The 14,543-nt window shown below is 69.4% G+C and carries 9 protein-coding genes; 4 read left to right on the top strand and 5 right to left on the bottom strand.

Annotation, left to right across the window (positions count from 1 at the left end; genetic code table 11):
- The first annotated feature begins 10 nt into the window (after nt 1-10).
- The 4 genes from OG622_RS11345 to sbnB are packed head-to-tail and all read left to right on the top strand — an operon-like array spanning nt 11 to nt 8,684.
- Complete coding sequence (locus OG622_RS11345) at nt 11-6,496, top strand: amino acid adenylation domain-containing protein (RefSeq protein WP_371575406.1); 6,486 nt, start codon at nt 11-13, stop codon at nt 6,494-6,496.
- Between the two features lie 4 nt (nt 6,497-6,500).
- Nucleotides 6,501-6,818: an AzlD domain-containing protein gene (locus OG622_RS11340; RefSeq protein ID WP_230216884.1), complete on the top strand. Its 318-nt coding sequence runs from the start codon at nt 6,501-6,503 to the stop codon at nt 6,816-6,818.
- Between the two features lie 11 nt (nt 6,819-6,829).
- On the top strand, nt 6,830-7,606 hold the full coding sequence (locus tag OG622_RS11335) for an AzlC family ABC transporter permease (RefSeq protein ID WP_230216886.1): 777 nt from the start codon (nt 6,830-6,832) through the stop codon (nt 7,604-7,606).
- A 52-nt stretch (nt 7,607-7,658) separates the two neighbouring features.
- Complete coding sequence (gene sbnB / locus OG622_RS11330) at nt 7,659-8,684, top strand: 2,3-diaminopropionate biosynthesis protein SbnB (RefSeq protein ID WP_371575404.1); 1,026 nt, start codon at nt 7,659-7,661, stop codon at nt 8,682-8,684.
- Nucleotides 8,685-9,452: 768 nt separating this feature from the next.
- On the opposite strand, the gene OG622_RS11325 is transcribed toward sbnB, so the two are convergent.
- From OG622_RS11325 to OG622_RS11305, 5 genes are read right to left on the bottom strand one after another with little or no spacing between them, the layout of a single operon-like run.
- A complete protein-coding gene (locus OG622_RS11325) occupies nt 9,453-10,157 on the bottom strand; it encodes a YitT family protein (RefSeq protein ID WP_371575403.1) in 705 nt (234 codons plus the stop codon).
- On the bottom strand, nt 10,141-11,337 hold the full coding sequence (locus OG622_RS11320; protein WP_371575401.1) for a homoserine O-acetyltransferase: 1,197 nt from the start codon (nt 11,335-11,337) through the stop codon (nt 10,141-10,143). Before OG622_RS11320 ends, OG622_RS11325 begins: the two co-directional genes overlap by 17 nt.
- Nucleotides 11,334-12,086 carry a gamma-glutamyl-gamma-aminobutyrate hydrolase family protein gene (locus tag OG622_RS11315; RefSeq protein ID WP_371575399.1) on the bottom strand — a complete coding sequence of 251 codons (753 nt, stop codon included), beginning with the start codon at nt 12,084-12,086 and terminating at the stop codon, nt 11,334-11,336. The genes OG622_RS11320 and OG622_RS11315 overlap by 4 nt, the downstream gene beginning before the upstream one ends.
- Nucleotides 12,083-13,417, bottom strand: coding sequence for an O-acetylhomoserine aminocarboxypropyltransferase/cysteine synthase family protein (locus tag OG622_RS11310; RefSeq protein ID WP_371575397.1), 1,335 nt, complete (start codon nt 13,415-13,417; stop codon nt 12,083-12,085). The genes OG622_RS11315 and OG622_RS11310 overlap by 4 nt, the downstream gene beginning before the upstream one ends.
- On the bottom strand, nt 13,404-14,495 hold the full coding sequence (locus tag OG622_RS11305; protein WP_371575395.1) for a fatty acid desaturase: 1,092 nt from the start codon (nt 14,493-14,495) through the stop codon (nt 13,404-13,406). Before OG622_RS11305 ends, OG622_RS11310 begins: the two co-directional genes overlap by 14 nt.
- Nucleotides 14,496-14,543: the final 48 nt, after the last annotated feature.

The raw sequence follows: 14,543 nt of genomic DNA, 5'->3' as shown, positions 1-14,543 counted from the left end.
GGACCGCTACATGAGTAACGTCATTGCACTTCAGCAGGCGCTGCGCGCCCACCCCGAGCAGGCCGCCTACTGGCGGGCACAGCGGCATGCGTGGACCGAGCCGACCGTTCTGGTCCGGGACCATCTGCGCCGGAATCCCGAGGCCGGCCGGCAGGTGCAGGCAGCGATCCCCCCTTCGGCGGTCGCGGCGGCCGACAAGCTCACCAGCGGCGACCCGATGCTGCAGCGGGTGCTGGCCGGCGCAGTGCTCGCGCTGCTGGCCGCCCGCGCCACCGACCGGCAGGACGTGACCGTCTTCGTTCCGGTCGCCGGCACAGCCGTTCCGCTCTCGGTTCCGGTCGCGGCCGATCAGACCGGCCGCGACCTGCTCACTGCGCTTCGGGCGCGCTACCTGGAGGCGGCCGAGCACCTCGACATCCCCGTGCAGGCGCTCCTGCGGCACGAGCAGCAGCAGCCGAGCGACATGATGCTGACGCTGGACTCCCAGCTCACGCCGGACCATGCCGAACAGGCAGGTTGCCCGGTCCTGTTCGATGTGCGGGCCGACAGGGTCGCCGTCCACTTCGACCCCCGGTTGTTCACCTCCGGCACCGCCCAGCGGCTCGCCGACACCTACGCCCAGCTGTACGCCGTGTTGCTCGCCGACCCCGCAGCCCCTCTCGCGGCACACCTCGCCGCCGACGAGGCCGAAATCGCCGCGATCACCGGCGAGTTCAACGATACCGAGGCACCGTTCCCGCACACCCGGACGCTGCACAGCTTCCTGGAGGAACGGTCCTCCGGCGACCCGTCGGCGATCGCCGTCGCCGACGACGGCACGACCTACGGCGAGCTGAACGCGGCTGCCAACCGCCTCGCCCGTGTGCTGCGCTCTCGCGGCGTACAGACCGGCACCGTCGTGGGCGTGTGCGTGCCGCGCTCCAAGGACATGCTGGTCGCGATCTACGCGATCCTCAAGGCCGGCGGCGCCTATCTGCCGGTCGATCCCACCCTGCCGCGAAACCGCGTCGACTACATCCTCGACCACAGCGGAACCGCCCTGGTGGTGACCACGGACGAGACCCGCGAGGTCGTCGCCGACCGCGGGACGGTCGAGGTGACGGCCGCCTACGACGACACCCTCGACCCGCGCGATCTCGAACCTCTGAGCGGGCCCGATGACTTGGCGTACGTCATCTACACGTCCGGCTCCACGGGCAGGCCGAAGGGCGTGATGGTCGAACACCGCGCCATCGTGAACCGCCTCTGGTGGATGCAGCGGGCCTACCCGTTGGGCGGCGACGACGTCGTCCTGCACAAGACGCCCTTCACCTTCGACGTCTCCGTGTGGGAGATCTTCTGGTGGTCCCTCGCGGGCGCCTCCGTGGTCACCCTGCCGGGCGGCGAGGAGAAGAACCCGGAGCGGATCGTGGAGCGCATCGTCACGGCCGGTGTGACCACGCTGCATTTCGTGCCTCCCATGCTCAACGCTTTCCTCCAGTACGTCTCGGCGACCGGCACCGAGGGCCCGCTGAGCACCGTGCGCCGGGTCTTCGCCAGCGGTGAGGCGCTCGCCGTCGCGCACGCCGAACTGTTCCAGAAGGTCATCGGCGCCCATGCCCGGCTGGTGAACCTGTACGGCCCCACCGAGGCTGCCGTCGACGTCACCCACCAGCCGTGCGACACGGTGGACAGCACCCGGTCGATTCCCATCGGGCGCCCCATCGACAACATCCGCCTCTACGTTCTTACACGCGACGGGGCACACGCCCCGCTGGGTACCCCGGGCGAGCTGTGCATCGCCGGAGTGGGTCTGGCGCGCGGCTACCTCAACGCACCCGAGCTGACCGAGGAGCGTTTCCCACTCCATCCGTTCGAGCCGGCCAGCCGTATCTACCGCACGGGTGACCTGGCACGTCGGCTGTCCGACGGGATGATCGAATACCTCGGCCGCATCGACACGCAGGTCAAGATTCGCGGATACCGCATCGAGCTGGGCGAGATCGAGCATGTCGCGGGCGTCTGCCCGGGAGTCACCACCTGCGCCGTGACCGCGGTGGAGGACACCTCAGGGGAAAAGTCCCTTGCCGCCTACGTGGTCGCCTCAGCCGGCTTCGACACTGACGCGCTGCGCCGGCACCTCGCCGCGGAACTGCCGTCCTACATGGTTCCGCAGCACATCATCGAGGTCGACGCCATCCCGACCAACCACAACGGCAAGCGCGATCTCAAGGCGCTGCCGCGGCCCACGACCACGGCCACCGGCTCGGACGCCGCGGCTCCCGTCGTGGCGCCGCGCACCTCCACCGAGCAGGCACTCGCCGTCATCTGGAGCGAGGTCCTCGGCGTGGAGACGGTCGGCGTCCACGACAACTTCTTCGCCCTCGGCGGCGACTCGATCAAGTTCATCGGTGTCCTGGCCCGGGCTCGTGCCGCCGGTCTGCGGTTCTCCTTCCAGGACCTGTTCGCCCACCCGACCGTGGGTGAACTCGCCGGCGTCGCCGAGGCCGGGGAAGCCGCCGGGGCCGGAAACGAGGCCCCGGTCGCCGTCGAGCCGTTCGCGCTGCTCACCCCGGCGGACCGTGCGGCCCTGCCACCGGGCTCGGTCGACGCCTACCCGATGTCCCAGCTGCAGATCGGCCTGATCTACGAGGCCGCCCGCAGCGATGTCGAAGGCCTCTACCACGACATCCTCAGCTACCCCGTCGGCGAGAGCGTCGACGTCGGCCTGTTCGAGCGGGCCGTCGCGCATGTCGCGGGCCGTCATGCGGTGTTCCGCACCTCGTTCCACCTGCACGGATTCAGCGAGCCGATTCAGGTCGTGCACGCCGAGGTCCCGTCCCCGCTCACCGTGCACGACCTGCGCACGCTGTCCGCCGCCGAACGCCAGGCAGCCCTGGAAGACTTCTCGCGGCAGGAGTTGCGCGCCGGCTTCGGCGACGGCACCTCCGACCTGGTCCGCGTTCACCTGCACCTGCTGGGACCCGAGGAGTTCCAGTACTCACTCAGCTACCACGACGCCGCCCTCGACGGCTGGAGCGTCAACACCATCCACCGCGACCTCTTCACCGCCTACTTCGCCCTGCTCGACGGCCGCGAGCCCGAGGCTCCCACGTACGACGTGTCCTACCGCGACTTCATCTCTCTGGAGCGACAGGCACTGGACTCCGGCGAGCAGCGCGCCTTCTGGCTGGACCTGATGACGGACGCGCAGAGCACCCAGCTGCCGCGCCACCGGGCCCAGACCCCGCCGGGCGAGGACCTGCCCGAGGTCGTCATCCATGACGTCGGCCTCCCCGAGGGGCTGTCCGCGCGGTTGATCGAGCGTGCCCACCAGCTGCGCCTTCCGGTCAAGTCGCTGCTGCTCGCCGCGCACACCGCGGTGCTCGGTTTCGTCGCCGGCACGAACGACGTCCTGACCGGCTACGAGCACTCCGGACGCCCGGAGACGGAGGGCGGCGAGACCGTCCCCGGCCTGTTCCTCAACACCGTGCCGTTTCGGCTGCGTCTGCCCGACGACGGCACCTGGGCCGACCTGGCGCGTTCGGCATACGAGGCGGAGAGCGACATGCTGCCGCACCGCCGCTTCCCCATGGCGGAGATCAAGCGCGCGGTCGGCAGTCGGGACATGCTTTTCGAGACGGTCTTCAACTTCACTCACTTCCACGTGCTGAAGAGCCTGGGGGAGCGGGACGGGTTTGCTCTGGTCCGCTCTGTCGTCAATGCGCAGACGGAGTTCCCCTTCCGTGCCGAGTTCTCCCAGGACGCGGTCTCCGACGAGGTGCTGTTGAGCATCCACTACCACCCGGACGTCCTCGACGCGGCTCAGACAGCACGCATGGGAAGCTACTACGCCCAGGCCCTCACCCTGCTGGCGAGCGAGCCTGACCAGCCGCTCGGCGCGACCTCGCTGATGAGCGCTGAGGAACAGGCCCTGCTGCGGGGGTTCAGTGGTGGGCCCCGGATGGAGTTGCCCGAGGGCACCTTCGTCGACGCGTTCGCCGCGTCGGTCCGGCGCCATCCCGACGCCATCGCCGTGAGGCATGGTGAGCGGGGCCTGACGTACGCCCAACTGGACGAGGAGTCAGACCGATTCTGCGCCTTCCTCGCCAGTCGGGGTGTGCGCGCCGGTGACGTGGTGACGACCATGCTGCCGCGTGGCACGGCCTGGGCAGTGACCGTCCTCGCCCTGCTGAAGAGCGGCGTCGTGTACCTGCCGCAGGAGCGCGCCTACCCCGCCGACCGCATCGCCTCCGTGCTCCGCCGCAGTGGCTGCCGCCATGTCGTCGCAGCCGACGAGGATGCCGCCCGCCTGCGGAGCGTGCTGGACGAAAGGCTCGACGGCATCGAGGTCCTCGCCTATGAGCAGGCCGCCTCGGTCGCTCCGGCCGAGCCCGCCACCCGGCCGGGTCCGGACGATGTCGCGTACATCATCTTCACCTCCGGTTCCACCGGGGAGCCCAAGGGCGCGACGATCCGCCACTCGGGCATGCTGAACCACCTGCTGGCCAAGGAACTCGACCTCAAGCTCGCCAAGTCCGACCGGGTGGCGCAGATCGCCACCCAGTGCTTCGACATCTCGGTGTGGCAGTTGCTCGTCGCCTGGATGTGCGGCGGCAGCACCGTGATCTACGGGCAGGACGAGATCGTCGAGGCGGGTGCGTTCCTCGCGGCTCTGCGCGAGGACGGCATCACCATTCTCGAAGTCGTTCCCTCCTACCTGGACGCGCTGCTCACCGAGGTCGAGCAGCGCCCGGCCGGCCTGCCCGACCTGCGGTTCAACATGGTGACGGGCGAGCCCCTGCCGCCCGGCCTGACACGCCGCTGGTTCGCGCGCTACGACGTCCCGCTCGTCAACGCCTACGGCCCCACGGAGGCATCAGACGACGTCACGCACCACGTCATCGAGCACCCGGTGCAGGACACCCGGACCCCCGTCGGACGGCCGGTCGTCAACACCGGCATCCATATCGTGGGCTCCGATGACACGCCGCGTCCCATCGGCGGTTACGGCGAGATCTGTGTAACCGGCGCGGGTGTGGGACTCGGCTACGTCAACGACGAGGAGCGCACCGCCGCGGTCTTCGTCGCCAACACCCTCGATGACCGGTCGCAGGTCATGTACCGCACTGGCGACGTGGGGCGCTGGCTGCCCGACGGCAACCTGGACTGCGCGGGCCGCGTCGACCACCAGGTCAAGGTGCGCGGCCATCGCATCGAGCTGTCCGAGATCGACAGCGCCCTGGAACGGCTGCCCGGAGTGGACGGTGCCGTCACCCTGGCCCGAGAACTACGCGGCGAGAAGCGGCTCGTGGCGTTCTACTGCGGTACGGCGGAGCCCGACCTGCCCACGTTCCACGCCGGTCTGTCGGCTTCGCTGCCCGCCTACATGCACCCCGAGATCCTGGTGCGCATGACGGAGTTCCCGCTCACCGGGAACGGCAAGGTCGACCGCAAGGCCCTTGCCCGCCACGACCTGGCCGCCGTCAGCCGCACCGACGTCGTGCCCCCGGCGGACGAGGACGAGCGGCTGGTACGGGACCTGTTCGCCGAGGTGCTGGGCCATGACCCGAAGACCGTCGGCGTCACCGACAACTTCTTCGAGATCGGTGGCCACTCACTGGCCGCGATGAAGGTCGCGGCGGCCACCGAAGGCCGTATCTCGCTGCGGGACCTGCTGGCCCGGCCCACGGCACGGCATCTGGCACGAGGGCTCGTGCGGCAGACCGGCACCCAGCGCGACCTCCTGGTCGACCTCACCGCGGCCGCGGGCGGCGCGGGCGACCGGCCGCGGGCGACCGTGGTGTGTGTTCCCTTCGCGGGAGGCAGCGCGGTCAGCTACGTCGCCCTCGCCAGGGAACTCGGCCAGGCGGGGGCGCCGGTCCGCGTGCTCGGCGTGGAACTGCCCGGACGTACCCGACACGACAGTTTCGCTCCCGTCCCAGTGGAACAGCTCGCGGAGCAACTCGCCGAGGAGATACAGCGCTCGGTCGACACCCCCGTCCTGCTGCTGGGCCACTGCGCCGGATCCGCGCTCGGCCTCGCCACCGTGCCCCGGCTGCGCGAGCGCCAAGTGGACGTGCGAGGACTGCTCGTGATCGCCAAGCTACTCAAGTCCGTGGACCCCTCCGCGCACGCCTCGAACGAGGTGGTCGACATGTCGGAGGAGGAGATCCTGACCTGGCTGGTGGACAACACTGGCCTGCAGGACATCGCCGGCCTCGGGGCCAAGGAGCGAACGGACCTGGCCCGGGCCTTCCAGTACGACACGGCCCAGGCCACGCGCGCCTTGCACCAAGCCCTGTCCACGCTGCCCGCGAGCCGCCTCGACTGCCCGCTCACCGTCCTGCTGGCCGAGGACGACCCACTGGCGCAGGGCCACAAGGAGACGGCACGCAACTGGGAGCTGTTCAGTGACGCCGTACGGGTCGAGGTCGGCGCCGACGGCGGCCACTACCTCAACGCGACCCACCCCGAGCGGATCGCCGCCGCCCTCCGCGCAGGTCTGGGGATATGACCTCGTGACCACCGTGACCATCGTGCTCATGGGCGCCGTGACGTTCGCCCTGCGGTTCTGCTTCTTTGGACCGCTCAAGCCGGAGCAGCTGCCGGGCGGCATCGAGCGGGCCCTGCCCTACGTGATGCCCGCCGTCCTGATGGCGATCATCGTGCCGTCCGTCATCCTCGCCCCGTCCCCGGACGACGGCCCCGGCTGGCTCTCGCCCTATCTGGTGGGCGCGCTGGTCGGGTTCGGAGTGGGCGTCTTCAAGAAGGACAACTTCTTCCTCGTCTTCGCCTCCGCCGTCGCCGCGTTCGCCCTGGCCAAGTTCCTGCTGTGACGGAGTCCACGATGAGCACATCCTCCACACCCGCCCGGCCGGTGAGCCGTGGGCGGGAGATCCGCACCGGACTCCGCGACGCGACCCCCCTCGCACTCGGTGCCCTGCCCTTCGGGCTGCTGTTCGGCGCTGTCGGACAGCAGGCGGACCTCAGTCTGCTCGACACCATGCTGTTGAGCGCCCTCGTCAACGGCGGCTCCGCCCAGATGATCGCCACGGGCCTCATGGCGTCCGGCACGGCTTGGTTCCTCGTCGTCGCGACCTGCCTGGTCGTGAACATGCGGCACGTGTTCTACTCGGCGGCCCTGTCGGCGAAGGTCCGGCATCTGCCGACGCTGTGGCGGGCCGTACTGGCCTACGGCATGATCGACGCGATCTACGTGCTGGCCGCCAAGCGGTACGAGAACGCCACCGACGACCGGCGCGGCCAGCAGCACTGGTACGTCCTGGCCGCGTCGGTCCTGATGTACGTCGGCTGGCTCTCCAGCACTCTGGTCGGCTACGTGTTCGGCAAGGACGTCACACGCATCGACGGCCTGGGACTCGACTTCGCGATCTACGCCACGTACATCGGCCTGGTCGTCTCCTGCTTCACCAGCAAGCGCGCCGTGGCTGCCGGCCTGATGGGCGGCGTGCTGGCCCTGGCCCTGCATCGGCTGCCGTACCAGAGCGGCCTGTTCTGCGCCACGCTGGCAGCAACCGTCGCCCTGGCGCTGTGGGAGGGCCGCGTGCGGGCCGAGGACGGCACACCCAAGAGCGCCGAGCAGGAGCCGACCGCCAACGGCTGAGAACCGGCCCCGACCACCCCGTTCGTTTTCCGTTCATTCGAGGAGCTACGCCTTGTCCACTGTCCCTCCTTTCTCCGTCGTCAGCGGAGCCACCGTGCACGACGTCCTCGTCGGCCGTGAGCAGGACGTCGTCGACCTCATCGCCCGGGCCTATACGGCCCACGGCCGGGAGCAGACCGTCAACCCGCCCAGCTACTTCCTTCGCTTCCCGGACCGGCCGGACTCCCGCATCATCGCGCTGCCCGCGTCCCTGGGCGCCGAGTTCGCAGTGGACGGCATCAAGTGGATCTCCAGCTTCCCGGCCAACATCGCCTCGGGGCTGCCCCGGGCCTCGGCTGTCCTGGTCCTCAACGACCACGACACCGGTTACCCGTTCGCGTGCCTGGAGAGTTCCATCATCAGCGCCACGCGCACCGCGGCGTCCGCCGCGCTGGCCGCGGACCGGCTGCACACCGGCCGGGAGCGCCCGCGCCGCGTCACCTTCGTCGGCACCGGCCTGATCGCCCGCTACATCCACCAGTATCTGTCCGGCACCGGCTGGGACTTCGATGCCATCAACATCTACGACCACGCCCCGGAATACGCCCGCAGCTTCGCCGACTACGTCTCGGGCACAGGACACGGCGGCACGGTGAACGTCCTGGACGACGCCGAGACCGCCGTCCGCGCCTCCGAGCTGATCGTCTTCGCCACCACGGCGGCGGAACCCCACATCAAGGACGTGGACTGGTTCGCGCACAATCCGACGGTGCTCCACATCTCCCTGCGGGACCTCTCGCCGGAGATCATCCTGTCCGCCACCAACATCGTGGACGACGTCGAACACTGCCTGAAGGCGCAGACCTCACCCCACCTCGCCGAACAGGCCACGGGAGACCGTTCGTTCATCGACGGCACCCTCTACGACGTGCTGGAGGGCAAGGCCGAGATCCGCGCCGATCGCCCGGTGGTCTTCTCGCCGTTCGGACTCGGCGTGCTCGACCTGGCCGTGGGTGCGCACGTCTACAGCGAGGCGACCCACCGTGGCCTGGTGACCCCTGTCCCCGGTTTCTTCCACGACCTGAACCGTTACGCCTGACACTGAGGAAGTGCACCGTCGGTGACGGACGAGGGCCCGCCGGACGTTGACGCGTCGGCGGGCGAGCACAAGGACGTCGCGTACGCAGCGTGACTGTTGACTCCCCGTGAGGGCGTTGGAGGTCGCCCGAAAATCTTCCGGGTTGGGTGTGCTGTGGCCAACAGTGCTGCTCTGCGAACGGAGTACGGCTGCAGCTCGAAGAGTTGATGTTCTCCTCGGTGGAAGGTGCGTCCGTGGAGTCGGTCGAGGTGGCCGACACGGTGTCCGGCAGGAAGCCCGGTCCACGGCAAACCGGGCGGCCTGTCCGGGACTCGATCGCTGGGTGAGTGGAAAACACGGCTCCTACCTGCGGTTTCGCCGTGATCTACCGACGGCCGGCGAGTTCGTCGTGGTGGCACTACGAGTGCGCCGGTTCGTCTGCATGGAAGACTCCCTGTCCGCGCAAGACCTTTGCCGAGCAGGCACCCGGTCTCACCCGCAGGTTCGGCGCCTTCGGGGCGCCCGTCAGCCGGAACACCCTGGATTCGGCTCGTCGAAGACGGCGGAGACCGCAGTGACGGCATGGCAGGGTTGCACCTCGCGGGTGTTCTCTCGATCTGGCGACGTGGTTCAGCAGAAAGTCCCACCATCCCAGGTCAAAGGGCATCAGCGTCTTCGTGCCCATATGGTCGGGCAAGCATTCACCGGTGGATTCAGCTGAGAATGGTCGACTCCTGGAAGTGGCCGAGGCGCCTGGAGGAGTCCTGCGGACCACCTCTCCCGTTGCGCCTACGTTGCGGCGTCCCCGTCCGGTGTCCGGCTCTTCACATCGAGCATCGGGATGAAGACCTGCGCGAGCGGCCCGATGGCGACGGCGTAGATGAGCGTGCCGATGCCGAGCGTCGCGCCGAGCAGGAACCCGATGGCCAGCACGGACAGTTCGATCACCCAGCGGACAACGCGGATGGAGTGGCCGCGGGCCGCCCACCCGGTCATCAGCCCGTCGCGGGGCCCCGGCCCGAGGCCAGCGCCGATGTACGCACCGGTGGCGACGCCGTTGAGTACGACGCCGGCGATCAGGACGGTCCAGCGCAGCCACATCGCCTCGGGCACGGGCGTCCAGGCCATGAAGAGGTCCATGACCGTGCCGACCAGCAGCACATTGAGCACGGTGCCCAGACCGGGCTTGTTGCGGAGCGGGATCCACAGCAGCAGCACCAGGGCACCGATGATGTTGGTCCACATGCCGATGCCCAGACCGACGGTCCGGGACAGGCCCTGGCTCAGCGCATCCCACGGCTCGACGCCTAGCCCGGACTGGATCACCATCGCGTCGCTGACGCCGTACAGGACGAGCCCGAAGACCAGTTGCGACAGCCGGCGCGTGGGCCGGTCGGGAATCAGCGGTCGCTGGATGATCGCGCCGATTCCGCGTGATGTCCGGCCTGACGTGCCGCCTACCGCGGCGCCGGGGCTGTCACGCATCGACGTCATGGGAGCTCCTGGGCTGCTGGGTGCGGGTGTTGGAGGGAACGCTGAGTGCACCGGGCGCGGGGGCTCTGCGGCGCGAGGGCGCGGCGAGCCATCGTGCCACCTCGTCCAGGTACCCGGGCACGTCCATCAGGAAGGCGTCGTGACCTCCCCGCGAGGTCTCCTCGTGGAAGTGCGCACAGCTGACGCCCGCCTTGTCCAGCTGCTCCATGATGTGGCGGCTGTGCTCGACGCCGTACAGCCGGTCCGACTCGAAGCTGAAGAGGTACACGTCGGGCTCCGCCTCGGCGACCGCCTCGTACGGCGTCGCGAAGGCGTCGAACAGGTCCATGGCACTGGTCAGACAGAGGTAGCTGTTCGCGTCGAAGCGCGCGACGAGCTTGTCCGCCTGACGCTCCAGATAGCGTTCCACGGAGAACGGCCCCCATGCGGCGATCCCCTCCGTGCGGGCTCCGTGCGGCGGCGGAGCGAGGTCGCGGTCGAACTTCGCCTGTAAGGAGTCCCCGGACATGTAAGTGAGATGGCCGATCATGCGGGCGATGCCCAGGCCCGCGTCCGGCCCCTCGCCGGCTCGATAGGTGCCGCCCTGGAACCGTGGGTCGCTGCGGATCGCGGCGCGTCCGATGGCGTTGAATGCGAGGTTGTCGGTGGACAGCAGGGCGGAGGTGGCGATCAGTCCGTACCGCTGAGCGTCCTGCGGATGGCGCAGCAGCCACTCCAGCGCCTGCATGCCGCCCAGGGAGCCGCCGACGACCGCGTGCAGCCGTCCGACGCCGAGCCGGCGCAGCAGCTCGCGGTGGACGGCGACCATGTCGGCGACGGTGATCTGCGGGAACGGCACCCACGTTGCGCGGTCGGCGAGCGGAGCCGGTCCCAGGGTGCCCGAGCAGCCGCCGAGCACATTGGCGCAGATCACCTGGAACCGGTCCGTGTCGATCGGCCGGCCCGGCCCCACCATCGACTCCCACCAGCCCGGAGCGTCGTCCGGCCGGTGGCGGGTCACATGCGCGTCGCCGGTCAGGGCATGACAGACGAAGACCGTGTCCGCGCCTGTGGGGTCGGGCGGGCCGTACCGTTCGAAGGCCACGGGCACATCGGTGAGGGTCCGGCCGGATTCCAGGCGCAGCGGCCGGTCCGCGCCGAAGAGCACCAGGCGCTCCGGGCGCCGAGAAGCATTCGTCATCTGCGCCTCCGGGAACGTTGGGCGGCGGCCGCTCCGAACGCGGTGAACAGTGACTTGGAGACCGGGTCGGAGGAGGCGTACCACTCGGGATGCCACTGCACGGCGAGGGCGAGGGCGGGGGCGTCCGCCACCGAGACCGCCTCGACGACGCCGTCGGCGGTCGCCGCCTCGAGCCTGAGTCCCGGCGCGAGACGGTCGATCGCCTGCTGGTGCAAGGAGTTGACCCGTACGGTGTCCTGCCCGACGATCTCGCGCAGCAGACCGCCGGGGGTCACCGCGATGTCGTGCGCGGGAAGGTACTGCTCGTCTCGGGGCAGGCTCAGATCCTCGCGGTGCCCCGCGCCGATCGGCAGCGAGCCGATGTCCCGCAGAGTCCCGCCGTACGCCACGTTCAGCTCCTGGAGCCCGCGGCAGACGCCGAGGATGGGCAGGCCGGCGCCGATCGCCAGGGGGAGCAGCGCCAGGGCCAGCTCGTCCCGCTCGGGTGCGCGCGGGCCAGGCTCGGGAGGGCTGCCGTACCGCTCTGGCGCCACATTGGACTCGTGGCCGCCCAGAACGATCCCGTCGAAGCGGTCGAGCACCGACGGCAGCCAGGCGGCGGGCCCCTGCAGCAGGGCGACCGCGCAGCCGGAGACGTCCTCCAGCGCCGACACGTACACCTGACGGACCGCCGCGTGCGGGACGCCGTCGATGTCCTCGGTGACGCAGGCGAGCGCGACCAAGGGCGTGCTCGTGTCCGGTGCGCTCATATCGCCTTCAGCGCTTGGTCGAGGTCGGCGAGCAGGTCGTCGATGTGCTCCACGCCGACTGCGAGCCGGATCGACCCCTGTGTGACGCCGGCGGCGATCTGCTCCGCCTCGGGGAGCTGGGCGTGGGTGGTGGAGGCGGGGTGGGTGGCCATGGACCGCACGTCTCCGATGTTGGTGACGTGCGAGATCAGCCGGAGCGCCTCGATGAACCGGCTGCCGGCTTCCCGGCCGCCCTTGACCTCGAACTGCACCAGCGGGCCGGTGTTGCCGCGGAGATAGCGGCGCACACGCTCGCCCTCCTCGCCGCCGACGAGGGCGGGGTGGATGACCTGGTCGACGAGTGGATGGCCGTGCAGGAAGGCGGCCACCTTGGCGGAGTTCTCGCCGTGCACCCGCATCCGCAGCGGAAGCGTCTCCAGCCCCTGGAGCAGCAGGAAGGCGTTGAATGGGCTCAGACAGGGCCCGAGGTCGCGCAGCAGCGTCTCGCGGGCCTTCAGCAGATAGCTGCTGCGGCCGAGCGCGCCGCTGAGCTCCTTGCCGGTGCGCGTCCACACGGCGTCGCCGTGCGCCGGGTCGGGCGTGGTCATCAGCGGATGGCGGTCGGCGTGCCGCTCCCAGTCGAAGGTTCCGCCGTCGACGATCAGCCCGCCGAGGCTGGAGCCGTGTCCTCCGATGTACTTGGTGGCGGAGTACACCAGGATGTGCGCGCCGAGCTCGATGGGGCGCAGGACATACGGCAGCATCGTGTTGTCGAGAACCAGCGGCAGGCCGTGGGACTCGGCGGCCTGGGCGACCTCCTCGATGGGGAAGAGCCGCAGGCGGGGGTTGGGCAGGGTCTCGCCGAAGTAGCAGCGGGTGCGCTCGTCGGTCGCGGCGGCGAAGTTCGCCGGGTCCTCGGGGCTGACGAACCGCGTCTCGATCCCGAAGCGGGCGAAGGTGTTCGCCAGCAGGTTCCAGGTGCCGCCGTAGAGCTCGTTGGAGCTGACGATGTTGTCGCCGGCCTGGCAGATGTTGAGCAGGGCGAGGCTGACGGCGGCCTGCCCGGAGGCGACGGCAAGCGCGGCGGCCGCGCCGTCGACCGCGGCCATGCGCTCTTCGAGCACGTCGCAGGTCGGGTTGTTGAGCCGGGTGTACGCCTGCCCGTCCTGGATCAGGTCGAAGATGCCCGCGGCGACGGCCGTGCTGGGCAGCTCGTACGCGGCGGTCTGGAAGATCGGGGTCACCATGGGCGGGGTGATGCCCAGCCGTGCCTGCGAGCCGCCGTGTACGACGGCCGACTCGGGCCTGGTGAACTCCTTGGCTGCGAGAGCCTTGTGGTCAGGCTGCGACATCGCGCCCCTCTTGGATCCGGTTCTCGGGCGTGGTTTCTTGGTCGGGCGTCATGGAGCGGACGATCGCCGACATGGTGCTGGGCTGCCCCTCGGGCCCGCGGTGGAACAGCCCGCCGAGCGCCTGGTCGACGGCGGCGTAGTTCGGGTCCCGAAGCCGAATCTTGCGCGTCTTGTGCAGGTTCCAGAACGGGGTGCGGGGGTCGAGGTGGTGCTCCAGGTGGTAGTTGTCGTTGTGAATGCCGGTCAGGAACTTCTCCCAGCTGCGGCTCTTGCGGTTGCGCGTCATGTACAGATCGATGTTCGAGTCGCGCACCAGCGGTGTGTGCTCGGAGAGTTCGATGTACCAGCCGAGGATCTGGAAGCTCGTGAGGTACGGAACCACCCAGAACAGCAGAAGCCCCAGCAGCCACCCGCCGTACCAGGCGAGCCCGACGACAAGAGCCCAGAACAGCCAGAACCCAGCCCGGTCCATCGCCCGCTTGCGCCGCTGCACGGGCGAGGAGACCTCGGCTCGCTTCTCGACGCCCTTGAGGACGCGGTAGCGGTTGCGCACGAGATAGCGCAGATAGGCCCAGGTCTGCGTGCCCAGCAGTGGGAAGATGACGACCCGCCGCACGTAGTCGGCCGTGGCAGACTGCCGATACGCGCCCTGCTCGATGAAGAACCGCAGATCGGGGTCGCCGTCCGGGCTACCGAGCTTGGGGTGGTGGGTGAAGACATGGGAGACCTTGTAGGCGTAGTGCTGCTGGAAGATCGGATACGCGGTCAGCAGTGTTCCGGCGAACATCTGGAGCCGCTTGTCGGCGACGCCCACACCGTGCGCGCAGTCGTGCAGCAGGGTGGACAGCCCTCGCTGCCGGGCCCCGATGACGAGGACGGCGAGCGGATACAGCCAGTAGGAGCCGTAGACGCAGGAAAGGACACAGAGCACCATCCAGAACGCGTCCTCGGCCCAGGCGACGAAGACATGCCAGTTGTCAGCCCGGTTGAGTTCGTTGAGTTCTTGCTGGACATCGGAAGGGAATCTGTACATCCGGTAGCGCCGGCCGTCGTACGCCCATGTGTCGCCAGTGCTCAACTACTACTCCTCGCGTGCCCTGGTCCGGCAGGAACTGTGGTGCTGAGC

The sequence above is a fragment of the Streptomyces sp. NBC_01314 genome, from assembly GCF_041435215.1.
Taxonomy (GTDB): domain Bacteria; phylum Actinomycetota; class Actinomycetes; order Streptomycetales; family Streptomycetaceae; genus Streptomyces.
Note: the sequence above shows the minus strand (reverse complement) of the source record. Positions and strands in the feature narration are given on the sequence as shown.

Bases quoted from the DNA above. Each gene is read 5' to 3' on its own strand.
- OG622_RS11345 (WP_371575406.1), top strand. From the start codon at position 11: ATGAGTAACGTCATTGCACTTCAGCAGGCGCTGCGCGCCCACCCCGAG.
- OG622_RS11335 (WP_230216886.1), top strand. From the start codon at position 6,830: ATGAGCACATCCTCCACACCCGCCCGGCCGGTGAGCCGTGGGCGGGAG.
- OG622_RS11325 (WP_371575403.1), bottom strand. From the start codon at position 10,157: ATGACGTCGATGCGTGACAGCCCCGGCGCCGCGGTAGGCGGCACGTCA.
- OG622_RS11320 (WP_371575401.1), bottom strand. From the start codon at position 11,337: ATGACGAATGCTTCTCGGCGCCCGGAGCGCCTGGTGCTCTTCGGCGCG.
- OG622_RS11315 (WP_371575399.1), bottom strand. From the start codon at position 12,086: ATGAGCGCACCGGACACGAGCACGCCCTTGGTCGCGCTCGCCTGCGTC.
- OG622_RS11310 (WP_371575397.1), bottom strand. From the start codon at position 13,417: ATGTCGCAGCCTGACCACAAGGCTCTCGCAGCCAAGGAGTTCACCAGG.